This is a genomic window from Streptomyces sp. NPDC002867 (assembly GCF_053591895.1).
On sequence record NZ_JBSFUR010000001.1, the window covers coordinates 295,146 to 317,777 of the forward strand.

Here is a 22,632-nt window from a genome sequence, read left to right on the forward strand (position 1 = left end):
GTTTCCGGAAGAGGGACAGGCGGGTTCAGAAGGGCCCGTACGCCGCGGGCCAGTCGTTCCACAGGAACCGGCCGCTGTGCTCGCTCAATGCTGCTGCCAGACGGGGGAGTCGGTCGATCTCCTGCGGTTCGGCGTGCAGGGCGACGGTCGACTGGCCCGGCAGTGACGACACCATCTCCAGTACGGCTTCCAGCCGTTGGTACAGGACCACGAGGCCGAGAGGTCCGAAGCACTCCCGGGCCGCGTCCGCCAGTGCGGGGGTGAAAGCTGATCCGTCCAGCGCGAGCAGGCGCGGCGCGAAGGTCGTCTCGTCGTCGGGCCACACCAGTTTCCGGGCGCCGGCGAGGTCGGCGAGTCTTGCGGCCCCCGACAGACAGCCTTCGGCGATGCGCGCGTTGAGCGCGGGCGCGGCCGGGATGTCGCGGACCTGCCAGGCGATCTCGTAGACGATGCTGTGCCCCGCCGGGACGAAGAGGAGGCCCGGGTCGGTGCGGAACCGGCCCGCGCCGAGGGTGAGTGACGCGGCGTAGCCCTGGGCGATCTCGGCCCCGCGGGCGTCGGCAGCGGCCGGGGTGATCACAACGGCCGCCGTGGCGGTGGCGGACAGTGCACGGTCCGGCCTCAGGACCACGGAGCCGCCCCGTCCGTGGACACGATGGTTTCTCGCAGGCGGGACAGCGGCTTCGTCTTCTTCTTCGGCGGGTGTTCCGGGCGGGGTGGCTCCGGACATGGCGATGACTCCAGACGGCAGGACGAGAGGGACGGCCGGTGACCGGACGGCGGCCGGCCCTCCGGCGAGGGGCTACAGGACGAACCCGTGGGGGAACGGATCGGACGGGTCGAGGAGATAGTTCGCCGTGCCGGTGATCCAGGCCCGGCCGGAGATCTCCGGTACGACGGCGGGCAGGCCGCCGACCTCGGTCGCGGCGACGAGCCGCCCGGTGAACCGGGTGCCGATGAACGACTCGTTGACGAACTCCGTGCCCAGCGGCAGTTCGCCGCGGGCGTGCAGCTGGGCCATGCGCGCCGATGTGCCCGTGCCGCACGGCGAACGGTCGAACCAGCCGGGGTGGATGGCCATGGCGTTGCGCGAGTGCTCGGCGTCCGAGCCGGGCGCGAGGAACTGGACGTGCTTGCAGCCGCCGATGAGCGGATCCACCCGGTGGACGGGCCGCTTCTGCTCGTTCACGGCCTCCATGATCGACAGCCCGGCGGCGAGGATCTCGGTCTTGCGCGCCCGGTCGAAGGGCAGCCCGGTCCGGTCCAGTTCGACGATGGCGTAGAAGTTCCCGCCGTACGCCATGTCGTAGGGCACGACGCCCAGGCCCGGCACTTCCACGGCGGCGTTCAGTTCGCTGACGTAGGAGTCGACATTGCGCAGGGTGACCCGCTCGGCCGCGCCGTCGGTCACGGTGACGCGGGCCTCGACGAGTCCGGCGGGGGTGTCGAGGCGCACGACGGTCTCGGGCTCGGTGACCGTGACCATGCCGGTCTCCACCAGGACCGTGGCCACACCGATGGTGCCGTGCCCGCACATCGGAAGGAACCCGCTGACCTCGATGTACAGCACGCCCCAGTCGGCGTCCGGCCGGGTCGGCGGCTGGAGGATCGCCCCGCTCATCGCCCCGTGGCCGCGCGGCTCGTCGACGAGGAACCGGCGAAGTCCGTCGAGGTGCTCGACCGCGTAGCGGCGGCGCTCGGCCATGGTGTCGCCAGGGACGGGGCCGACACCACCGGTGACGACCCGGGTGGGCATGCCCTCGGTGTGGGAGTCGACGGCGCTGATCGTACGGACCGACCGCATCAGGCGGACCGCTTCTCGAGCGCCGCGACGGCACGGGCCATGTCGGCCGCGACCTGCTCGCGCTGGGCGGGCGTCAGCGGGCCGCGCGGCGGGCGGCAGGGGCCGCCGTACCGGCCGACCTGCTCCATGCCGAGCTTGATGGCCTGGACGAACTCGGTCCGCGAGTCCCAGCGGAAGGCGGCCACCAGCGGTTCGTACAGTGTGCGGGCCTCCTCCAGGCGGCCTGCCGTGGCCAGTTCGAACAGGAGGGCCGACTCCGCGGGGAAGACGTTGGGGAAGCCGGCGAACCAGCCTGTGGCCCCCATCAGCAGGCTCTCCAGCACGACGTCGTCGGCGCCGCTGATCACCTCCAGGCCGGGCGCCCGCTCCTTGATCTCCAGCACCCGCCGCACGTCGCCGGAGAACTCCTTCACCGCGACCACGTTGTCGATCTGCGCGATCTCGGCGAGCAGGTCCGGGGTGAGATCGACCTTGGTGTCGAGGGGGTTGTTGTAGACCATCACCGGCAGGCCGACGGACGCCACGGCCTCGAAGTGTGCCAGGACCTCACGGTGGTTGGCCCGGTACAGGGTCGGCGGCAGGCACAGCACACCGTCCGCGCCGTCCTCGGCCGCGGCCTCGGCCCAGTGTCTGGCCTGGTGCGACCCGGCGCCGTGCACGCCGACGACGACCGTGCCGGCGCCGCCGACCGCCTCGATCGCGGTACGGGCGACCGTACGGCGTTCCTCGTCGGTCAGGGACGAGTACTCACCCAGCGAGCCGTTGGGGCCCACGCCGTGGCAGCCGTTGGCCACGAGCCACTTGCAGTGCTCGGCGTAGCGGTCGAGGTCGACGGCCAGGCCTGCCGGCGCGGAGGCGTCCTCGTAGTAGGGGAGTGCGGTGGCCACGACGACGCCCGTGAGGCGACTGTTCCTTGGTCTGGTGCCGGTCATGGATCGATCTCCTGGGTCTGGGGCGTACGGGACGTACGAAGGGAGGGGGCAACGAGGCCGGGGGCCGTACGGGACGATCGGGGTGCGTCCCCGGATCAGGCGTCGGGCTCGGTGGGCGCGGCCAGTTCGCCGAGCCGGATGGGCTGGGCGATCGGTCTGCGGTGGCAGCTCGCGGGCGGCTGCCCCTCGACGGTGATCTCCTCGGGCAGGTGGTGGAGGCGGCCCACTGCCGGTGTGCCGCGCAGCCGGGAGGTGAGCTCGGTGACGGTCGGGCCGCAGATCCGGCCCTGGCACGGGCCGAGACCGGCGCGTGTCTCCAGCTTGGCCGCTCTCGCCCCGTGGCCCGCGTCCTCGGCGGCGGACCGGCACAGGGAGGCGTAGTCCGTTTCCTCGCAGCGGCAGATCACCGTCTCCGGGCGCAGCCAGCCGGGCCACGCGGTGCCGATGGGGTGGGCCGAGGCCAGCCGTCCGGCGAAGGCACGGCCGCGGTCCCGCCGCCGGCGCAGGCCCGCGAGTGCGGCAGCACCTGTGTCACCGCCCGCGGCGAACCATCCGGCGAGCGCGCCCTCGGCGCGCGCGGCGGGCGCACCGGCGACACCGGTGATCTCCCCGGCGGCGAACACAGCTGGACGGCTCGTGCGTTGACTGTCGTCGACGTCGACGAACTCGCCTCCGTACACCTGCCGCAACGCGCACCCGGCGGCGAGCGCCAGTTCCAGCTGGGGGCTGAAACCGTGCGTGACGCACAAGGCGTCGACGGGCGTGGTCCGCCGACTGCCGGGGACCACGGACCAGTCAGGGCCCAGCCGGGCGCTGACGATCTCCTCGACCCTTCCCTCGCCACGGGCCTCGATCACGGCGCGGCCGAGCCGGTACGGCACCCGGTGGCGGGCCAGGGTACCTGCGTACGCGGCGAACTCGCCGGTCTTCCCGGCCAGTTCCCACGTGCGCCGCGACCACCCACGCGCCAGGGTGGCCGGGCCGTTGGCCTCCAGGACCTCCAGCACCCGGGACCCGGCTTCCACCAGCGACGCGGTCACGGGGAGCAGGAACGGACCGGTGCCCGCGACCACGACACGGTCGCCGACGACGATGCGTTCGCCCTTCGCCAGCGCCTGGGCGGCGCCGCCGGTGTACACGCCGGGCAACTCCCAGCCGGGGAACGGCAGCACCCGGTCATGGGCACCGGTGGCGAGGACCAGGGCGTCGGGTGCGAGGACGCGGCGCTCCCGTCCGGTCCCGTCGGCCGGGCCGCGCAGCACGTGCACACGCGGCGCCCCCGGTTCGCCGACGGCCGGGCGCTCCAGTGCCCACACCACGGTCTGCGGCCACCAGGCGCAGTGCGGGTGGTCCAGTACCTGTCGGCGCCGCCGTTCGAACGCCGGCCAGTCGTGCTGCGACTTCTCGGGGCGGGCCGCGTCGCAGGCGTCGGGAAGCGTGCGGTGGTACTGGCCGCCGGGCTGCTCCTCGGCGTCGATCAGTGTCACGTCGGCGCCCGCGCCCAGTGCCGTATGTGCGGCGGCGAGGCCGGCCGGTCCGGCGCCGACGATCACGACGTGACGGCGTGTCACCTCTGCTCCGCGGGGGAAGTGCCGGACGGGCGCGGCTCGCTCGACTCCCGGGTCTGGGTGGTCACCACGTCTCCGTCGCGGACCCGGCGACGGCAGGCGCGGACATCGCGCTCGGCGTTCACGGTGACCAGACAGTCGAAGCAGACGCCGATCCCGCAGAACACACCGCGCGGCGCGCCGGAGGGCCCGCGGCGCCAGGACTGCCGCCCGGACGCGAGCAGCACACCCGCGACGGTCTGGCCGTGGGCGCCCTCGAGCGGTTCACCGTCCACCGTGATCCGCAGCGGGCGGTCACGCCGCCCGACAGGGTCGGACCCGGCGGGCACTCGTCGGGGGCTCATGCTGTCTCCTCCTTCGCGTTCTTCCTGCTGCCGGTCCGGTCGTTCGCGGTCGGTCCGGTCGCCTCGGTCTGCCCGGCTCTGCCGATGACAGCCGGGCGGTCCACTCGGAACGGGCTCGCCTCGACCGCCGGCGGCTCGCCGAGCAGCAGGTTGCGTACGAGCAGCGCGGTGCCGAGGGAGAGCCCGATGCCCGCTCCCTCGTGGCCGGTGGCGTGCCACAGGCCGTCCAGTCGGGGGTCCGGGCCGATCACCGGCATGTGGTCGTCCACGTACGGGCGGAAGCCGCCGTAGGACCGCATGACGGCGACATCGGCGAGGCAGGGGAAGAGGCGCAGCGCCTTGGCGGCGATCTCCGCCAGCACATGCGGCCGCAGCCGGTCGTCGAAGCCGACCCGGCGGCGGGATGAGCCGAGGAGCACGCTTCCGGCGCGCGTCGACTCGACGACCGCCGAGGTCTGGAGGTCCTCCGCGCTGCTGCCCACCGCGCCGACGTAGTCGGCGTCGTACACCTTGTGGAACACGGTCGGGGGCAACGGGGTGGTGACGAGGATGTCGCCGCGGCGGGGCCGGACGGCGATCGGGGCGCCGAGCCGGGCGGCGAGCTCACCGGACCAGGGGCCGGCGGCGTTGACGAAGACGTCCGCCTCGACGAGTCCTTCGGTCGTGTGCAATGCGGTGAGCCGGGAGCCGCGGGTGACGGCGGAGAGCACCTCGCATCCGCTCTTCAGGGACGCGCCTGCCGCGAGCGCGTCCGTGAGCAGGGCGACGGCCGCACCGGCGGGTTGCACCTGGGCGTCCTCGGGGTAGTGCAGCGCCGCCGTGTGGTCACGCATGATCCGGGGCTCGGCCTCCGCGAGCGCCGCGGCGTCCAAGGCCTCGGCCCGTACCTCGGCAGCGCGCTGGGCGCCGGCGAACTCGGCCAGTGCGGCGGCCCCGGCTTCGGTGGTGGCCACCACGATGCCGCCCTTGGGCTCCCACTCGACCGCGGCGGCCGCTCGTGCGCCGCGGTCGGAGCGTTCGGCTACGGCGGCCAAGGTCTTCGGCCAGAGCCTGCGGGACAGTTGGGCGAGCCGGAGTTCCGGTCCGGGTCCCTTGTCGGAGACCAGAATGTTCCCCTCGCCGTGCGAGGTGGTCGCACCGGCGGGGGCGCCGCGGTCGACGACCGTGACGCGGAATCCGCAGAGGGCCAGTTCACGGGCGCACGCGGCACCGACGATTCCCGCGCCGAGCACGGCCACACGCGTTCCGTTCATCGTCCCCCTCCGTTCGCTTTAACGAACGACTTGAGACTATGGGCGCTGAACAGAAGGTGTCAACGGTCCGGTCGTGGCAGGCTCTGGGGCCGCCGGTCAGGGCGCCGAATGCGGGGTGCCGTCCCCGGCCGGCTGCCCGGCCCGGTACTGGAGCAGCAGCACGGAACGCACCGGCCCGTCGGTCGCCAGGTAGGAGTGGGGGAGCGCCGCGTCGAAGCCCACGTAGTCGCCCGGGCCCAGCTCGACCTCGTACCCGTCCACGGTGACCTCCAGCCTCCCCGACTGGACGACCGTGTGCTCGGTGCCCGCGTGGCCGTGCGAGCGTTGCCGGTGGCCGGCGCGGAACTGCTGGTCGTAGACCTCGAACGTGGTGTTGTCGCTCCGGATGTGGCGCAGCGCGCGCAGGTCGACGCCTTCGCCGCTGAGGGGTTCGACGTCCTTCGAGCGCACTACGGTCACGCCGCCGGGCGGCCGGGTGTCGAGGAGGTCGGACACCGGCATCTGCAGGGCGCGGGACAGGCTGAAGACGGTTTCGATCGTCGGGTTGCCGTTGCCCGACTCCAGTTGGGACAACGTCGCCTTGCCGATACCGGAGCGCCTGGAGAGTTCGGAGATGGACAGGCCGTGCAGGGTCCTCGCCCGCTTGAGATTGGCGGCCAGCATGCCCTGGATCGATCCGGTCTGCTCGCTCACGACGCTTTCCCCTCCCAGCGTTCTGTATACCGAACGGAGCGTGTTCGGTAGCCCGACCATAGCCGACCACGCGGGGACCGCCGCGCCGGCGAAGACTGTCGTCGACCGTCTCGTCGCCGGAGCCTGATCGCGGCACGGTGGTCCGGGCCGCCGCTGGTCCGCACCCTGATCCGATGGATCCCTACGCGCGGACCAGCGGGGTGTCGACCAGGTGCTCGGCCAGGAACCATGCCTGCAGTTCGCCGGTCCTGATCACCTGAGAGACCAGGAGGTCGTTGGTGCCGTCGTCACCGAGCGCGGCCGTCCGGGCGGCTGCGTCGTGGGCGTCGACGAGAACGGCCTCGTGGGCCTCCAGCGGCCGTGACAGCATCGCGGGCACCTGCTCGACCCCGTCGGCGGCCGCGGGATCGACGTGATCTCCGCGACGTGCCGGGGGTCGCCCACCGCGACGCCGCCGAGGGACTGGACGCGTTCGGCGATCGTGTCGACGAGTTCGAGCTGTTCCCCCGCGTGCTTGTCCAGGACCAGGCGCAGTTGGTAGAAGGTCGCGCCGCGCATCCATCGTCCTCGGGGAGTCCGTCGCGGCCGCCACCGTCGCCGTGCGGGGCGCCTTCGACCGGCACCACGGCATCGGCTCGCTGTACGCCCTGGCGGCCGGCGGCCTGCTCATGGCCTTCGCGATGTGGTGGCTGTACTTCGCCAGACCCGCACACACGCTGCTGGCCACGACGCACCAGGCCCACCGCAGGAGGTTCACCTGGGCCTACGGCCACTACCTGATCTTCGCCTCGGCGACCGCGGAGGGAGCGGGTCTGGCCCCGTACGCCGATCACGTCACGGGGCACACGGGCACCTCGCCCGCGGTTGCCGGTGCGGCGGTCACCGTCCCCGCGGCGGTCTTCCTGATCACGGTCTGGGCCGACACGTCGGTCCCCGCCAGAGAACCACGGCCGAGCGGGCCCCGTATCCCGGCGCCGCGGTCGGCGTGCTGGCGGCGGGGTGGTCCCCGGCGCCGGCCCTCACCGCCGGTGCCCTGCCGGCGGTCCTGGTCGCGGTGGTCGCGGCAGGCGACGCCCGGCGCCTTCGGATCACCGCCGGGGGTTCTGCCGACGCGCCGGGAGCTCGCTCGTGAAGGGAGGCCGCCGGACAGGCCCGCGGCCGGACCGGCGCGAGAGGTATTCGTTGAATATAGAATCATTCTTGAGTGAGAGGGGCATGCCATGAGCAACGTCGAGACGCATCCCGCCGAACTGCGCTGCGGGTCAGCGGTCCGGTGTGAGAGCGTGCCGAAGGTCGAGGTCCTTGCGGCGCGGGACGTCCCGCTGGGCGGCCCCAGGGCCATGACGGTGCGGCGCACGCTGCCGCAGCGCGCCCGGACGCTCATCGGGGCGTGGTGCTTCATCGACCACTACGGCCCCGACGACGTCGCCGACACCGGCGGCATGGACGTCCCGCCCCACCCGCACACCGGTCTCCAGACGGTGAGCTGGCTGTTCAGCGGGGAGATCGAGCACCGGGACAGCCTCGGCAGCCACGCCTTCGTACGGCCCGGCGAGCTGAATCTCATGACGGGCGGGTACGGCATCAGCCACTCGGAGGTCTCCACCGCCCGCACCACGATCCTGCACGGCGTCCAGCTGTGGGTGGCGCTTCCCGAAGAACACCGGCACACCGGCCGGGACTTCCAGCACTACGTCCCGGACCCGGTCCGGGTGGACGGCGCCGAGGTCAGAGTGTTCCTGGGCGCTCTCGCCGGTGACACCTCTCCGGTGCGGACCTTCACACCCTTGCTCGGCGCCGAGATCGTCCTCGAGCCGCGCTCGACGATCACGCTCGGGACGGACGCCGGCTTCGAGCACGGCCTCCTCGTCGACCACGGGAGCGTCGGCATGGCCGGCACACTTCTGCAGCCGGCGGACCTGGGCTACCTCGGCACGGGCAACGACAGGCTGTCACTGACGAACGAAGGCGACACCGCCGCACGGGCGGTCCTGCTGGGCGGGGCGCCGTTCGAGGAGCAGATCCTCATGTGGTGGAACTTCATCGGCCGCAGCCACGACGACATGGTCGAGGCGAGAGAGGCGTGGGAGAACGCATCCGACCGTTTCGGCAGGGTCGACGGATACGACGGCGACCGCCTTCCCGCCCCCGTCCTTCCCCGCACCCCCATCACACCGCGCAGGAACCCGCCGCGGCACTGAAGGCGTACGACGGCCCGGACGGCCGCTCGGAGCGGACGGCCGGGCCGTCCGGTCTCGGCAGCCCTCCGCCGCGCGGTGGCCGTCCGACGGAAGGCCGGGGCAGCCGGCGGTGGCCAGGACGGCCTCCTCGATCAGCTCGGCGAACGGCCTTGGGGTGAGCGAGCATCACCAGGTGCGAGGAGTCGATCTCGACGGTCGTCATGCCGGCCCGCTCGTACCCGAAGCGCTCCACATCGGAGTTGAGGGTGCGGTCGGCCGCGGCGCCAGGCCCCAGGAGGGCTTGGTCTTCCAAGCCGCGTTCGGGGCCTTCTCCGTGAAGGCCTGCGCGGCCAGCGGACGCTGGGGGACGGCGAGCACGGAGGCGAGTCGGGGGTCGACGTCGGCGGCGAAAACGGACGGGAACCTGTCGACCCGGACCGAGACGTCGGTGCCGGGAGAGCTGGAGCACTCGATCGGGAAGGGGGTCTGGACGAGCGCGGTGGCGAGGTCCGAGTCGGGGAAGTGGCCCTGCAGTTCGCCCAGGCTCTCGCCCTCCTCCAGGGCGTAGGCGGCCAGGTAGACGAGCGCGCGGACGTTGTCCTCGGCGCCGGCGACGGTGGTGACGGCGCCACCGTAGGAGTGACCGACCAGGACGACCGGGCCGGGTATCTCCCGGACGGTCGAAGCGATGTAGGCGGAGTCGCCGAGCAGGCTGCGGTTGGGCACCGCCGGGGCGACCACGTCCAGTCCGCGGTCGATGAGTTCGGGGATGACGCGGGCGGAGCTGGACGCGTCGGCGAAGACGCCGTGGACCAGGACCACGGTCGGGCTGTCGGAACGGGACAAGGCACAACTCCCTGTAGATGTCGTGTGATCGGCTGACGCGCGGCGGGGCGGTTCGGACGGGGCTGCCCGGCCGAGGCGCTCCGCCCGGCCGGACCGGCGCACGCGGCGTCCGGGCCGGGCGACGAGCCGCGGGTGTGAACGGCACGCTATGGGCGGCCTGAGCAGGCGTCTTGCCTGTCGGTGCACCACCACTGGCCCGTCCGCGCCTGCGTCCGGAAGGCCCGCTCCCATCGACGGGGTGCCGCCGCGGGCACGCGCCACCCGGTCGGGACCGGGGACACGGCCCTGCGCTTGCGGACAAGGAGCGGTGCGCTCGAGGACAATGGCCGGTGGGACGTTCGCCCTAGCGGGGTGAGAACCCCGCGCGCGCATGCCGCGAACGTTCTGCGGCGACCCCGACGGGCCGTGCGGTCCGTATGCCGCGCGCTCCTCCACGGGGGAGCGCGGCCCCCTGCGCACGCGCCAGCCAATCCGGACGAAGGAACGAGCACTTGCCGTACATCACTGTGGGCCAGGAGAACTCCACCACCATCGACCTCTACTACGAGGACCACGGAACCGGGCAGCCCGTCGTCCTCATCCACGGCTTCCCGCTCGACGGCCACTCCTGGGAGCGGCAGAGCGCCGTGCTGCTCCGAGCGGGCTACCGCGTGATCACCTACGACCGCCGGGGCTTCGGGCAGTCGAGTCAGCCGACGGCCGGCTACGACTACGACACCTTCGCCGCCGATCTGAACACCGTGATGGAGACCCTCGACCTGCGGGACGCGGTCCTGGTCGGGTTCTCGATGGGCACCGGTGAGGTCGCCCGGTACGTGTCCGCCTACGGCTCCGCCCGGGTCTCCAAGGTCGCCTTCCTGGCCTCGCTGGAACCGTGTCTCCTCAAGACCGACGACAACCCGGACGGCGTCGCACCGAAGGAGTTCTTCGACGGCGTGGTCGCGGCCGTCAAGGCGGACCGGTACGCCTACTACAGCGACTTCTTCGCGGACTTCTACAACCTCGACGAGAACCTGGGCACCAGGATCAGCGAGGAGGCGGTCCGCAACAGCTGGAACGTGGCGGCGGGCGGCGGCTTCTTCGCCGCCGCCGCCGCACCGTCGACCTGGTACACCGACTTCCGGGCCGACATCCGCGCCATCGACGTGCCGGCCCTGATCCTGCACGGTACGGCCGACCGGATCCTGCCCGCCGAAGGCACCGCGCGGCCGTTCCGCAAGGCGCTCCCCTCCGCGGACTACGTGGAGGTCGAGGGCGCCCCGCACGGCCTGTTGTGGACCCATGCGGAGGAGGTCAACACCGCGCTCCTCGCCTTCCTGGCGAAGTAACCCCCGTTCCGCCGAAGCACTTTGCCGACCGGGCCCGGCCACCACGGCCGGGCCCGGCCTGTGAACGCCGGCTTCCGGGCCGCCGCACCTCCTCGGCGGTGGCCCGGTCGGATCGCCGGCGGCCTCCGTGCCCTGGCGGGCATGTGTTGTGCACACAGGGCAAACTTCTCGATTCCGCCGACTCCTACGTTGAAGCCATCCCGTTGTACCGGGCTTCGGCAAGGAAAGGCAGTGCGTGATGTCCGACGAGCAGAGCAGGAATCGGCCGGTTCTGGAGGTGGAGGCGGCAGGGTTTGCCGCGGCGACGGCTGAGCCGCCGTTCCTCTACGAGATTCCCGTCGACGACGGCCGCAAGGCGGTGGACGACGTCCAGTCCGGGCGCGATCGCGAAGCCGGAAGTGGACGAGGAGTGGGTGACGGTCGAGGGCGGCCCGACGGGCTCCGTCCGTGCGCGCATCGTGCGTCCTGCGGGACATGAGGGCGTGCTGCCCGTCATCGGTCTACATCCACGGCGCCGGCTGGGTGTTCGGCAACGCACACACACGACCGCCTGGTGCGCGAGCTGGCCGTCGGCGCCCGCGCGGCGGTCGTCTTCCCCGAGTACGACCGGTCGCCCGAGGTCCGCTACCCGGTGACGATCGAGCAGAACAACCTGGTGGCCCAGTGGGTCGTGCGCGAGGGGGCCGCGAACAACCTCGACCCGGCCCGCATCGCGGTGGCCGGTGACTCGGTCGGCGGCAACATGTCGACGGCGCTGACCCTGATGGCCAAGGACCGCGGCGATGTCGAACTCGTCGCGCAGGTGCTCTTCTACCCGGTGACCGACGCGGCGTTCGACACACCGTCGTACCACCAGTTCGCCGAGGGCTACTTCCTGCGCCGCGAGGCGATGACGTGGTTCTGGGACCAGTACACGACCGACGAGGCCGACCGCGCCCCGATCACCGTGTCCCCGCTGCGGGCCACCACTGAGCAACTCACCGGACTGCCGCCGGCCCTGGTCGTCACGGCCGAGGCCGACGTGATGCGCGACGAGGGCGAGGCGTACGCGGACAAGCTGCGCGAGGCCGGTGTTCCGGTCACCGCGATCCGGGTCCAGGGCGTCATCCACGACTTCGTGATGCTCGACGCGCTGCGCGGCACCAGGGGCGCCGACGCCGCCATCACCCTGGCCGTGGACGCGCTGCGCAAGGCGCTCTACGCCGTCTGACCACCGCCCGCAAGAAGGCGGCCGTGTCCGGTAGCGGCTGCTCCGTACTCCATCGACAACCATGACAATTGAGGAAATCCGTCATGTCTGAGTTCGACCTCGACAACCCTGCCTGCCGATCCCCCCTCTGCTCCATGTGCCGAAGCGCACGTGCCTGTTGACGCCTATCCGCCCCCCGCTCGGATCCGTCAGCCCTGGGTCGGAGACGATGTTCGTGCTCATGGCCGACGCCGCGGCCGTCGACCACCGGAATGCTGATGCCCATGACGACCGACAGGACGACGTACGTCGTCGGCCCGCCGCCTCCCGGCCACCCGCCCGCCGTACCGCTGCCGTACCACCGGCTCGCCCGGGTGACCCATCGGCACCGCTGGTGGCGGCCGTTGCTGGGGACGCTCGTGGTGGTCGGCGGCATCATGATCTCGATGCTGGTGCTGCTTGTCCTCGTCGAGTTCGCGGGGATGGCGACGGGCCGCCCGGCCGACGCGGAGGGCTGGCGTTCCTGGGGCGACATCGGCGACGCGGCGATACTCCTGCTGGGCATCGCCGTCGCGATTCCGCCCGTGCTGCTGGCCGCGCGCTGGACACAGCGCCGGCCGGCCGGGACCGTGTCGTCCGTCGCCGGTCACCTGCGGTGGCGCTGGCTGGGGACGTGTCTGGTGGCCGGACTGCCCCTGGTCGTCGCGGCGTTGGGGGTCTCCCTGCTGCTGCCCGATCCCGCGGGGCACAGCGAGGACGTGGCGTGGGCGGGGCTGTCGTCCTTCCTCCTCGGCCTCGGGATGGTGTGCGTCCTGGTGCCGTTCCAGGCCGCGGCAGAGGAGTACGTGTGCCGGGGCTGGCTGGTGCAGGCGGTCGGCGCATGGTGCCGCTCTCCCTGGATCGCGATCGCGCCGCAGTCGGTGCTCTTCGCCGCGGCCCACGGGTGGGGGACTCCCTGGGGCTTCGCCGACCTGCTCGTCTTCGGGCTGGTCACGGGACTGCTGACCGTACGTACGGGGGGACTCGAGGCCGCGATCGCGCTGCACGTCCTCAACAACCTGCTCGCCATGGGCATCGCGGCGGCGATCGCCGGGGCGCTCGCGTCCGACGAGACGGCCGCCGACATGGGTCCGTTGGCGTTCGCGGTGGACGTGGTGATGCTCGTCCTCTACGCGGCGGCCGTGCTGTGGCTGGCCCGCCGCCGCCGAATCAGCGCCCTCACCTCGCCGGCCGCGGACCCGCGCCCCACGCCGTAAGCGTGTGGCATCCGCCCGGAGGGGCGCTGATCCTCGTCGAGCGCCGTCGGCGCGAGTCCGGCCAGAGCGGGTCCCGTACGCCGCCGGAGCGGAGACCCTGCCCTGGCACGGCGGCGTCACCGCCGATGACCTGTCGGCCGCCGTGCCCCGCTCGTCACCGAGCCGCGCATCGAACGTCGGCCCTGTGGCCGCCGCCGGGCGTGGTCAGGCTTCCGCCCCCGCCGCCCGTGAAAGTCCTGTCACACAAGATCAGCGACTCCTGGCACCCGAGCAGGCGTACCGACGACCGGCCCGCGTACTCGGGCGCGCTGTCGCCCGGCCGACGAGCCCGTGCTCGCTGGCCGGGCGACGCCCAGGACCCGTCAGGTATGAGACACGGCCGCCGGTGCGGGGGCCGGAGCCGCAGGGGGAGGCGGAAGCGGCAGCTTCCGGGACTGGAAGCGGCTCACGGCCGGTGACGTGACCGTCGTGGTGATCAGCGCCATCAGGACCAGCATCGTGAACAGTTCCGGCCCGATGACCCCGAGTTCCAGGCCGATGTTCAGCACCACGAGCTCCGTCAGGCCCCGGCAGTTCATCAGGGCGCCGACCGACAGGGCCTCTCGCCAGGAGCGGCCGCAGGCGCGGGCCGCCCCCGCCGCACCGCCCCACTTGCCGAGCACCGCGACCGCGAGCACCGCACCCGCCCACAGCCACTGCACCGGGTCGGCGGCCAGGGCCCCGATCTCCGTACGCAGCCCGGTGTGCACGAAGAACAGCGGCAGCAGCACGGGCACCGCCACGGCGCGCAGCCGGGCGGCCGACGCCTCGATGCGGTGATGCCCGCGCGGAGTGACCACGCCGAACAGGAAGGCCCCGAACAGCGTGTGCACCCCGACGAGGTCCGTCACGAGCGCGGACAGGCTCAGCCCGCTGAACAACAGCACCAGGAGCACGCCGTCGCTCGTACGGTCCGCCCGTGCCGCCGCCCACCGTGCGAGCAGCGGGCGGACCACCAGGACCATGGCGGCGGCGAAGGCCACCGCGAGGCCGGCCGTCGTCACCGCGTCGAGCGGGGAGCCGGCCGAGGCCAGGGCCACCACCAGAGCCAGCAGGGACCAGGCGGCCACGTCGTCGGCCGCCGCGCAGGCCATCGCGAGCGCGCCCAGCGGGGTTCCGTACAGGCCGCGGTCCACCAGGATCCGGGCCAGCACCGGGAAGGCCGTGACACTCATGGCGACTGCCACGAACAGCGTGAACGGCGTCAAACCGACTCCATCGGGGGCCAGTTGACCGTACATGCCGATGGCCAGCAGCGCGCCGAGTCCCAGCGGCAGCAGCATGCCCGCGCTGCTGACGGCCACCGCGATCCGGGAGTGGCCGCGCAGCGTGCCCAGGTCCAGTTCGAGGCCGACGAGGAACATGAAGGCCAGCAGGCCGAGCTGTCCCAGGACCGAGGTGTACGGCAGCACCGACTCCGGGAACAGCCAGTGATGCGCCTCGGGCCACAGCCAGCCGACCAGTGACGGGCCGAGCAGGATGCCCATGGCGATCTCGCCGATCACGGGAGGCTGGCCGAGGCGTCTGAGGAGGACCGCGCCCGTCTGGCAGGCGAGTATCACCACGGGCACGGCGACCAGGAGCGCGGGAAGGGGGTCAGCGGCGGACACCGGCGGCTCCTTCGGACGGCAGCACGGGAGGTACGGGCGGTGCCGGTGTGATCGCCGCCGGCTGCGGCGCGGAGGCGGCGTCGGACCATCCCGCGTAGCGGCGCAGGCCGTACAGCAGCGGCTGCGCGGCGGGGCGGACCGTCACCCGGCTCGCCTCCGCGAAGACGGCCGTGTGGTCCCCGAACGCGACCGCCTTCACGACCGTGCAGTCGGCGATGGCGTGGGCGGCCGCGATCAGGTGCGGACCGCTCGCGCCCAGTGGCAGCCGCCACTCCGTGCGCTCGAAGCGGTCGGGCGCCCCGGAGGCGAACAGGTCCGAGGTCGCGCGGGCCTGCTCGTGCAGCAGGTTGAGCGCGAACTGCCCCTGGTCGAGCAGGGCTTGGAGAGTAGGGCTCGCGGTCCGGATGCAGACCACCAGGGTGGGCGGGGCGAGCGCGACGCTCGCCAGCGAACTGCATGTCAGGCCGCGGGGCCGGTCGTCGGCGTCGAGGGTGGTGACCACCGAGACCCCGGAGGGGAAGGCGGCCATGAAGGGGCGGAGGTCGGTCTGCCGGAGGACGGCGGAGTCTTCGGCCCCGGGCGTCCCTTCGTTGTCGTCGCTTGCCGGTACGTCCCGGTGCGGCGCGGAGTTGGGCATGTCTGACTCCCTGTGGGTGACGAGCAGTGCGGCCCGGCACCCGGCGGGTTGCGCCGGGTACCGGGCCGTGGGTGCGGCGGCAGTGCCGGGGCCCGGAGGACGGCACCGGATCTGCGCCGGGGCGGGGAGGCGCCGGGACCGGGGGAGGCGACACGCGGTCCGGTCCCGGCCGCGTCCTACGCGTGCAGTCGCTTCAGGTACTCGTAGGCGCTGGGCAGGGTCTCCAGCAGGTTCTGCTGCTGGCGCTTGACCGTCTCGAACAGCGGCTCCGCACCCGCCACGGACTCCGGCTTGTGCGCCAGCGCCGGCAGCGGGGCGTCCGGCTCCAGGCCCATGCCGGCGAAGATGCAGTAGTAGCTGCCGTTGGTCCAGAAGTTGCGGAACTCGGCCTCGAAGTTGCCGTAGTACGTCGACTCGTCCGTGATCGGCGAGTTGATCGGCAGCCCCGCCCGGTAGGCGGAGATCTTCTTCTGGATGTTGTCGGGGAGCGTCAGCTCTTTGTTGGCCCGCCAGAACGGCGTGTCGTTGCGCGGCGCGTAGAAGAAGTGCGCCTGGATGAAGTCGCGGGTGTCGTCGAACATCACCTCGATCTCGTGGTTGAAGCTGTCGATCAGGCCCGGGTTGAAGGTCTTGTCGGGGAAGTGCTTGGCCAGCTGGTAGATCGCCGCGGTGATGAAGTAGATCCCGGTGGACTCCAGCGGCTCCAGGAAGCAGGACGACAGGCCGATGCTGACCACGTTCTTCACCCACGCCCGGCGGTTGCGCCCGACCCGGAAGCGGATGTGGTTGAACTTCGTCTTCTCCGGGTCCAGACCCCACATCGCGGCGAACTCGGCGGTGGCCTCGTCCTGTTCGGTGAACTTGCTGGAGTAGACGTATCCGGTGCCGAAGCGGCCCAGCATCGGGATCTTCCACGCCCAGCCGGACGACATCGCGATCGCGGAGGTGTACGGCTCCACGCCGCCCTCCTCGTCGTCGTGCGGGACGGCGGTGGCGACCGCGCTGTCGCACAGCAGGTGGTCGCTCATGTCGACGAACGGCTCCGCCATCGCCTGGTTGATCAGCAGCCCGCGGAAGCCGGAGCAGTCCACGAAGAGGTCGGCGTCCAGGACCCTGCCGCCCTTGGTGTGCAGCTCCGTGACGTAGCCGCGCTCGTCCTGCCGCACCTCCGTCATCTCGTCCCGGACGTGGTTGACGCCCTGCTTCTCGACGGCGAACCGGCGCAGGAAGTCCGCCACGAGCTGGGCGTCGAAGTGCCAGGCGTAGCGGGTGGCGGACCGGCCGTCGAGCCAGCGGGGCGACTTCATCGCGTCCATCACCGGGGGCTCGCGGAAGCAGGCGTAGTCGAACGGCTCCGTGGTGCGGCCCTCGTACTTGCGCTTGAACCAGTAGTGGGACAGCGGCGTCTGGTCGTAGTCGGGCAGCAGCCCGAACGGGTGGTAGAAGTGGTCGGGCGAGCCGTCGGGCAGCTCCCGGGCCGCTGCCTCGCCCTGGCCCTCGGTGCGCCAGTTCACGAACCGCACCGCCATCTTGAAGCTGGCGTTGCACTCACGCATCCACTCGTCCTCGGCGATGCCGAGGTAGTCGAAGAACGCGCGCTGCAGGTTGGGCACGGTCGCCTCGCCGACCCCGATCCGCGGGATCGCCGGCGCTTCCAGGACCGTGATGTCGACCGTGCCCTGGAGAGCCTTGCCGAGATACGCGGCGGTCATCCAGCCGGCCGTACCGCCGCCCAGGATGACGACCTTCTTCAGTCGGGTGTCGGTGCTGGTCATGGAGCAGCCCTCATTTCGGAGTCGGGATTCGCGGCCGGAAGCCGAGGAGCTGGAGGAGAGGCGGATGCCGCTACGGGGCCGGGCCGGGCCGGCCGCATCCGGCGGTCGGGGCCGGACGCGTCCTGCGACGTCGGTCCCGGGACCGTCGAGCCTCATCGTGGTCCGCCGCCCTATGACGGACCTACAGAGGCGAGATCCGGCCGGTATAGGCCGTTCGTAGAGCCCCGGAACACACTCGGCCGCAGGCAGAGCGGCAATACGACGTACCCCGGGAGGAAGCGATGACCACCGCGGTGACCGGAATTGCGCGGCAGGCGGTACGCATACGCTTCCTGGGCGACTTCGAACTGACCGTGAACGGTGCCCCGGTGCGGCGCTGGCGGGCCGGCAAGGCGCGCGGGCTCTTCCAGTACCTCGTGATCCACCGCGGCCAGACGCTCACCCGCGACCGGCTGTACGAGGTGTTGTGGCCCGGCTGCGACCGGTCCGCGGGCGGCAGTTCGCTGAAGGTCGCGGCGCACGCGCTGCGCCGCGTCCTCGACGCGCACCCCGACAGCCCCGAAGAGTCGGGAATCCGGCTGCACTACCGCGACTTCGGCTACGTCCTCGACATCGCCGAGCTCTGGTCCGACGTGGACCGTTTCCAGGAGCTGGTGCACAGCGGGCTGCGGGCGGCCGGCGCCGGCGACCGCGGCGCCGCGCGGGAACGGCTGCGGTCGGCGGTGGGGCTGTACACGGGCGAGTTCCTGCGCGGGGAGAACGCGGACTGGGTCGTCGAACAGCGCGAGTACCTGCGGTCGCTGGCGCTCCGGGCCCTGGACGTGCTGCGTGCGGACGCCGTCGAGCGCGACGACTTCCCGGAACTCATCGAGATCTGCCGGCGCACGCTCGGCATCGACCGGCACCACGAGGAGACCTACCGGGCGCTGATGGCGGCGCACGGGCGCCGCGGCGAACTCGCCTGCGTGCGCAACTGGTACGAGCTGTGCGCGCGCCGGCTGCGCGACGACCTCGACGTCGTCCCTTCCGCGGAGACCGAGCGGCTGCTCGCCGCGCTGGTGCCTCCGGCCGGGCCCCGCCCCGGCCTCCGCTCCCGCCCGGCCCGCCGCGCCCGCCCCGACACGCGGGCCGATACGCGCGCCCCGTTCCCGGCCGGCCCCGCGACGCGGCCCGCACCCGCCACCTGGCCCGCGTCCTGGTCCCCGCTCCGGCCCGTCGGCCGGCCCGCGTCGCGGGCTGCCACCCAGGCCGCCGCACCGGCCGCGTCTCGGGCCGACGCTTTACCCGCCTCCCGGCCCCAAGTGCGGCCTGCTGTCCGGTCCGTGTCGTCGGCCGGCGGCCGGGCGGCTGCTGGGGCAGGTCCCGGGGCCGCCTTCCGGCCCGTGTCACGGGCTGTCGCCCAGCCGGGAGGCCAGGCCGGGATTCGGGCCGGTTCAGAGGCCGAAGCCGCGCCCGCTGCCGAAGGCGGTACCGGAGCCGGAGGCCGGGCCGACGCCGGGCGTCGTGCCGGGCCCGATCAGGCGTTCTCCCGGCCCGCGGCCGGGGCCGACGCCTGGCCTGGCGGGCAGGCCGCCTCCCGGGATGGTGTTCTGCCCGCTTCGCGGCCCCAAGTCCGGCCCGGCGTCCGGGCCGTGCCGTCGGCCGACGGCGGCCCTGGTCGTCCGGCCGGGACCCCGGCCGGCTGCCGGCCGGCTGCCGGGCCCGCGGCTGGGGCCGACCCCTGGCCGCGGGCGGGCCGAGGCCCGGCCGGGGCCGTACCCGGCGCGCGAATTCAGTGACCGAGCGACTCAGTGAGGAATCCACCGTGACCGTGCTGACCGTGCCGCAGGGCTCCGCCGCGCCGACGGGCGAACCGTCCGCGGCCCTCCTGCCGACCCGCTACGACGACCAGTGGATCGGCGGCCGCTGGACGCCGTCCGACGCCGACAGCCGGCTGGTCGTCACCGATCCGAGCACCGAGGCGCCGCTGGCCACCGTGCCCGCGGGCACCGCCCGGGACGCCGACCTCGCCGTGCGCGCCGCCGCCGCGGCCTTCCCCGCCTGGTCCGCCACACCCGTACGGGAGCGGGCCGCCATGCTGCGCCGCGTGGTCGAGGGACTGGAGCGCAACGCCGAGCGGTTCGCCGACGTCATCACCGCCGAGGTGGGCGCCCCCTCCCGGGTGTCGCTGCACACCCACGTCGGGCTGTCCGTCGGCATGGCGGCGCACTGCGTGGAGACCGCCGCCTCCTACGCGTTCGAGGAGCGCGTGGGCCACTCCCTGGTCGTACGGGAGGCCGCCGGCGTCGCCGCGTGCATCACCCCCTGGAACACCCCGTTGCTCCTCACGGTGCAGAAGCTGCTGCCCGCACTCGCGGCCGGCTGCACCGTCGTCCACAAGCCCAGTGAGCTGACGCCCCTTCACGCCCGGCTCCTCGCCGAGGTGTTCGCCGAGGCCGACCTGCCCCCCGGCGTCGCCAACATGGCCGTCGGCACCGGCAACACCCTGGGCACCGCCCTCGTCACCCACCCGCTCGTCGACGTGGTGTCCCTCACCGGGTCCACCCGTGCCGGCCGCCAGGTGTCGGCCCTCGGTGCCGACGGCGTCAAGCGGATCCACCTGGAGCTCGGCGGCAAGAACGCCAGCCTCGTCCTGGACGACGCCGACCTCGGCGCGGCCGTCGGAGCCACCGTCGACCAGGTGCTCTTCAACACCGGCCAGACATGCCTGCAGTGGAGCCGGCTGCTGGTGCCCCGCGACCGCCAGGACGAGGCCCTGGAACTCGCCGGACAGGCCATGGACGGCTATGTCACCGGTGACCCCCGCGACCCCGCGACCGACCTCGGCCCGCTGGTGACCGCCGCCGCGCACGCCCGGGTGAACGACTACATCCGGCGCGGCACGTCGGAGGGCGCCCGCCTGGTACGCGGCGGACCCGGCCGCCCCGAGGGCCTGGACACCGGCTACTACGTCCGGCCCACGATCTTCGCCGACGTCGACCCGATGTCCACCCTCGGCCAGGAGGAGATCTTCGGGCCGGTGCTGTGCGTCATCCCGTACGACGACGAGGAGCAGGCGGTACGGATAGTCAACGGCACCCGCTACGGGCTGCACGGCGCGGTCTGGTCCGGCGACGACGCCCGGGCCGAGCGCGTCGCGCGGCGGTTCCGCACCGGCCTCGTCGACGTCAACGGCGGCGCCTTCAACCCCGCCGCACCCTTCGGCGGCTTCAAGCAGTCCGGGATCGGCCGGGAGTGCGGCACCGCCGGAGTCGAGGCGTTCCTGGAGACGAAGTCGATGCAGCTGCCCCAGGGGCCCGAGGGCCGGCTCGTCGGCCCGCGCCTGCGCGCCACCGCGCCGGTGACCGCCCAGACCCCGGAGAGGAACGACGGATGACCGCCCAGCACGCCGGCCGACCGCCCAGAGAGACCCCGCCGCTGTTCGCCGCCCTGGAGCGCTGGACCCGCGAGCGGCCCGGCGAACGCGCCGTCAGCGCCGAGGACGGCACCCTCACCTATGCGGCGCTGACCTCCCGTACCGCCGCCACCGCGTCCGCGCTCGCCTCCGCCGGCGTGGGACCCGGCACCGCCGTCGGGCTGCTCCTCGGCCGTTCCCGGGAGAGCGTGCCCGCACTCCTCGCCGTCTGGAGCCTCGGCGCGACCGCCGTACCGCTCGACGCCGGACACCCGGTCGAACGGCTCGGGACCGTCCTGCGGGACGCCGAGGTCTCCGTCCTGGTCGCCGCGGACACCCCCGAAGGACTCGACGTCGCCGGTGTCCGCACGATCGCCCCGGCGGAGCTGCACGGCACCGCGCCCGGCCCGCTCGACGTGGTCCGTCCGGAGCCCGGCGCCTGCGCCTACGTCATCTACACCTCGGGAACCACCGGGCGGCCCAAGGGAGTCGAGGTCACCTACCGCGGCCTCGACACCTTCGTCGACGCCCTCGCGACCCTGGGCCTGCCGCCCGGCGGCCTCGGCCTCAACGCCGTCTCGCCCGCCTTCGACGGCTGGCTCTGGTGCACGCTGCTCTACCTCGTGCACGGCCAGGGCGTGTCCCTGGTGGACCTGTCCCTGGACGGGCTGCGCCGCGCCGAGGCCGACGGCCGCGAACCGCTGCCCGCCGGGCTGCGCACCGCGTCGCTGACCCCCTCCCTGCTGGCCGCCCACGGCGGCGGCCTGGACGAGGCCGAGGTCGTCGTCGTCGCCGGCGAGGCGTGCCCGGCGGCGCTCGCCGAACGCTTCGCCCGGGGACGGCGGTTGCTGAACGTGTACGGGCCGACGGAGACGACCATCGCGGCGACCTGGGCCGACAGTGAGCGGGGTGACGACGTGACCACCATCGGACGACCGCTGCCCGGCTACCGGGCGTACGTCCTGGACGACAACCTGATCCCGGTCGCCGCCGGCACGGAGGGCGAGCTCTACCTCGGCGGCCCCGCCGTGGCCCGCGGCTACCGCAACCGGCCCGGTCTGACCGCGGCCCGGTTCCTCCCCGACCCCTTCCAGGGCGGCGGCGCCCGGATGTACCGCACCGGCGACCTGGTGGTCCGCCGGGCCGGCGGCGAACTGGAGTACCGCGGCCGCCGCGACGACCAGGTGAAGATCCGCGGCCACCGCATCGAACTGGGCGAGGTGGAGCGGATCGCCGCCGAACTCCCCGAGGTCGTCGCCGCCGCCTGCTGCACCCTCGCCTCCGGCCAGTCCCTCGGACTCGCGGTCGTCGCCGCCCCCGGCACCGGCGCGCCCGAGGACCTCGCGGCCGCGGTCGCCGAACACTGCGGCAAGCTCCTCCCGCAGGCCGCCGTCCCCGCCACCGTCCGCGTCGTCGACCGCATCCCCACCCTCACCACCGGCAAGGCCGACCGCGACGCGCTCGCCCGCAGGCTCGCCGCACCGGCGGGGGAGGCCGAGCAGGCGGCCGCCACGGCCCGCGAGCGCGCGGTGATGGCCGTCTGGGCGGACGTCCTCGAACGCGAGGTCCCGGGACCGGACGCGGACTTCTTCGAACTGGGCGGCCACTCGCTCGCCGCCGCCCGCGTCGTCGCCGACCTGCGCCGGAACACCGGACTGCGCATCACGCTCGGGAAGCTGCTCACCCGGCCCACCGTCGCGGACGTCGCCGCCGAACTCGACCGGCTCGCCGCCGAGGCGGACGCGGCCGAAGCACACGTCCTGACCGCCGAGGGGGCCTGAGGC

At 73.1% G+C, this 22,632-nt stretch carries 17 protein-coding genes and 3 pseudogenes; 8 read left to right on the forward strand and 12 right to left on the reverse strand.

The window, feature by feature from the left end; translation table 11 throughout:
• Positions 1-25 precede the first annotated feature (25 nt).
• The 8 genes and pseudogenes from ACWD0A_RS01345 to ACWD0A_RS01380 form a co-directional block, all read right to left on the reverse strand.
• Positions 26-631, reverse strand: coding sequence for a hypothetical protein (locus ACWD0A_RS01345; protein WP_451293454.1), 606 nt, complete (start codon positions 629-631; stop codon positions 26-28).
• Between the two features lie 171 nt (positions 632-802).
• Positions 803-1,804 (reverse strand): proline racemase family protein, encoded by a 1,002-nt coding sequence (locus ACWD0A_RS01350; RefSeq protein WP_451293456.1) that lies wholly within the window; start codon positions 1,802-1,804, stop codon positions 803-805.
• The gene (locus ACWD0A_RS01355; RefSeq protein ID WP_451293458.1) at positions 1,804-2,736 is read right to left on the reverse strand and encodes a dihydrodipicolinate synthase family protein; all 933 of its coding nucleotides are present in this window, start codon (positions 2,734-2,736) and stop codon (positions 1,804-1,806) included. Before ACWD0A_RS01355 ends, ACWD0A_RS01350 begins: the two co-directional genes overlap by 1 nt.
• Before the next feature lie 95 nt (positions 2,737-2,831).
• Positions 2,832-4,307 carry an FAD-dependent oxidoreductase gene (locus tag ACWD0A_RS01360; protein WP_451293460.1) on the reverse strand — a complete coding sequence of 492 codons (1,476 nt, stop codon included), beginning with the start codon at positions 4,305-4,307 and terminating at the stop codon, positions 2,832-2,834.
• Entirely contained in the window at positions 4,304-4,648 is a 345-nt protein-coding gene (locus tag ACWD0A_RS01365; protein ID WP_451293462.1) for a (2Fe-2S)-binding protein, read from the reverse strand. The genes ACWD0A_RS01360 and ACWD0A_RS01365 overlap by 4 nt, the downstream gene beginning before the upstream one ends.
• Positions 4,645-5,901, reverse strand: coding sequence for an NAD(P)/FAD-dependent oxidoreductase (locus ACWD0A_RS01370; protein ID WP_451293464.1), 1,257 nt, complete (start codon positions 5,899-5,901; stop codon positions 4,645-4,647). Before ACWD0A_RS01370 ends, ACWD0A_RS01365 begins: the two co-directional genes overlap by 4 nt.
• Before the next feature lie 96 nt (positions 5,902-5,997).
• Positions 5,998-6,594 (reverse strand): helix-turn-helix domain-containing protein, encoded by a 597-nt coding sequence (locus ACWD0A_RS01375; protein ID WP_451293466.1) that lies wholly within the window; start codon positions 6,592-6,594, stop codon positions 5,998-6,000.
• A gap of 181 nt (positions 6,595-6,775) precedes the next feature.
• Positions 6,776-7,152, reverse strand: a pseudogene (locus ACWD0A_RS01380) (Dps family protein); the annotation flags it as partial.
• Positions 7,153-7,193: 41 nt separating this feature from the next.
• On the opposite strand from ACWD0A_RS01380, the gene ACWD0A_RS01385 reads away from it, so the two are divergent.
• Positions 7,194-7,802 (forward strand): low temperature requirement protein A, encoded by a 609-nt coding sequence (locus ACWD0A_RS01385; protein ID WP_451293468.1) that lies wholly within the window; start codon positions 7,194-7,196, stop codon positions 7,800-7,802.
• 12 nt (positions 7,803-7,814) lie between these two features.
• Positions 7,815-8,795 (forward strand): pirin family protein, encoded by a 981-nt coding sequence (locus ACWD0A_RS01390; RefSeq protein WP_451293470.1) that lies wholly within the window; start codon positions 7,815-7,817, stop codon positions 8,793-8,795.
• A gap of 105 nt (positions 8,796-8,900) precedes the next feature.
• Here ACWD0A_RS01390 and ACWD0A_RS01395 read toward each other — a convergent pair.
• Positions 8,901-9,620 (reverse strand): annotated as a pseudogene (locus tag ACWD0A_RS01395) (alpha/beta fold hydrolase); the annotation flags it as partial.
• A 491-nt stretch (positions 9,621-10,111) separates the two neighbouring features.
• Here ACWD0A_RS01395 and ACWD0A_RS01400 point away from each other — a divergent pair.
• The 3 genes and pseudogenes from ACWD0A_RS01400 to ACWD0A_RS01410 all read left to right on the forward strand — a co-directional run bounded on the left by ACWD0A_RS01400 (position 10,112) and on the right by ACWD0A_RS01410 (position 13,393).
• A complete protein-coding gene (locus tag ACWD0A_RS01400; protein WP_451293472.1) occupies positions 10,112-10,948 on the forward strand; it encodes an alpha/beta fold hydrolase in 837 nt (278 codons plus the stop codon).
• 238 nt (positions 10,949-11,186) lie between these two features.
• Positions 11,187-12,158, forward strand: a pseudogene (locus ACWD0A_RS01405) (alpha/beta hydrolase).
• A gap of 263 nt (positions 12,159-12,421) precedes the next feature.
• A complete protein-coding gene (locus ACWD0A_RS01410) occupies positions 12,422-13,393 on the forward strand; it encodes a CPBP family intramembrane glutamic endopeptidase (protein WP_451293474.1) in 972 nt (323 codons plus the stop codon).
• A 362-nt stretch (positions 13,394-13,755) separates the two neighbouring features.
• Here ACWD0A_RS01410 and ACWD0A_RS01415 read toward each other — a convergent pair whose 3' ends face one another.
• From ACWD0A_RS01415 to ACWD0A_RS01425, 3 genes are all read right to left on the reverse strand, one after another.
• Complete coding sequence (locus tag ACWD0A_RS01415) at positions 13,756-15,042, reverse strand: cation:proton antiporter domain-containing protein (RefSeq protein WP_451293476.1); 1,287 nt, start codon at positions 15,040-15,042, stop codon at positions 13,756-13,758.
• Entirely contained in the window at positions 15,029-15,679 is a 651-nt protein-coding gene (locus tag ACWD0A_RS01420; RefSeq protein ID WP_451293478.1) for a flavin reductase family protein, read from the reverse strand. Before ACWD0A_RS01420 ends, ACWD0A_RS01415 begins: the two co-directional genes overlap by 14 nt.
• A 176-nt stretch (positions 15,680-15,855) precedes the next feature.
• Positions 15,856-17,454: a tryptophan halogenase family protein gene (locus ACWD0A_RS01425; protein WP_451293480.1), complete on the reverse strand. Its 1,599-nt coding sequence runs from the start codon at positions 17,452-17,454 to the stop codon at positions 15,856-15,858.
• A gap of 281 nt (positions 17,455-17,735) precedes the next feature.
• Between ACWD0A_RS01425 and ACWD0A_RS01430 the strand changes: the two genes are divergently transcribed.
• The 3 genes from ACWD0A_RS01430 to ACWD0A_RS01440 all read left to right on the forward strand — a co-directional run bounded on the left by ACWD0A_RS01430 (position 17,736) and on the right by ACWD0A_RS01440 (position 22,629).
• On the forward strand, positions 17,736-19,232 hold the full coding sequence (locus ACWD0A_RS01430; protein ID WP_451293482.1) for an AfsR/SARP family transcriptional regulator: 1,497 nt from the start codon (positions 17,736-17,738) through the stop codon (positions 19,230-19,232).
• Between the two features lie 89 nt (positions 19,233-19,321).
• Positions 19,322-20,830 (forward strand): aldehyde dehydrogenase family protein, encoded by a 1,509-nt coding sequence (locus tag ACWD0A_RS01435; RefSeq protein ID WP_451293551.1) that lies wholly within the window; start codon positions 19,322-19,324, stop codon positions 20,828-20,830.
• Complete coding sequence (locus tag ACWD0A_RS01440; protein WP_451293484.1) at positions 20,827-22,629, forward strand: non-ribosomal peptide synthetase; 1,803 nt, start codon at positions 20,827-20,829, stop codon at positions 22,627-22,629. Before ACWD0A_RS01435 ends, ACWD0A_RS01440 begins: the two co-directional genes overlap by 4 nt.
• Positions 22,630-22,632: the final 3 nt, after the last annotated feature.

Coding starts and splice junctions, on each gene's coding strand:
- ACWD0A_RS01350 (WP_451293456.1), bottom strand. CDS start 1,804: ATGCGGTCGGTCCGTACGATCAGCGCCGTCGACTCCCACACCGAGGGC.
- ACWD0A_RS01425 (WP_451293480.1), bottom strand. CDS start 17,454: ATGACCAGCACCGACACCCGACTGAAGAAGGTCGTCATCCTGGGCGGC.
- ACWD0A_RS01370 (WP_451293464.1), bottom strand. CDS start 5,901: ATGAACGGAACGCGTGTGGCCGTGCTCGGCGCGGGAATCGTCGGTGCC.
- ACWD0A_RS01365 (WP_451293462.1), bottom strand. CDS start 4,648: ATGAGCCCCCGACGAGTGCCCGCCGGGTCCGACCCTGTCGGGCGGCGT.
- ACWD0A_RS01390 (WP_451293470.1), top strand. CDS start 7,815: ATGAGCAACGTCGAGACGCATCCCGCCGAACTGCGCTGCGGGTCAGCG.
- ACWD0A_RS01410 (WP_451293474.1), top strand. CDS start 12,422: ATGACGACCGACAGGACGACGTACGTCGTCGGCCCGCCGCCTCCCGGC.
- ACWD0A_RS01355 (WP_451293458.1), bottom strand. CDS start 2,736: ATGACCGGCACCAGACCAAGGAACAGTCGCCTCACGGGCGTCGTCGTG.
- ACWD0A_RS01420 (WP_451293478.1), bottom strand. CDS start 15,679: ATGCCCAACTCCGCGCCGCACCGGGACGTACCGGCAAGCGACGACAAC.
- ACWD0A_RS01430 (WP_451293482.1), top strand. CDS start 17,736: ATGACCACCGCGGTGACCGGAATTGCGCGGCAGGCGGTACGCATACGC.
- ACWD0A_RS01440 (WP_451293484.1), top strand. CDS start 20,827: ATGACCGCCCAGCACGCCGGCCGACCGCCCAGAGAGACCCCGCCGCTG.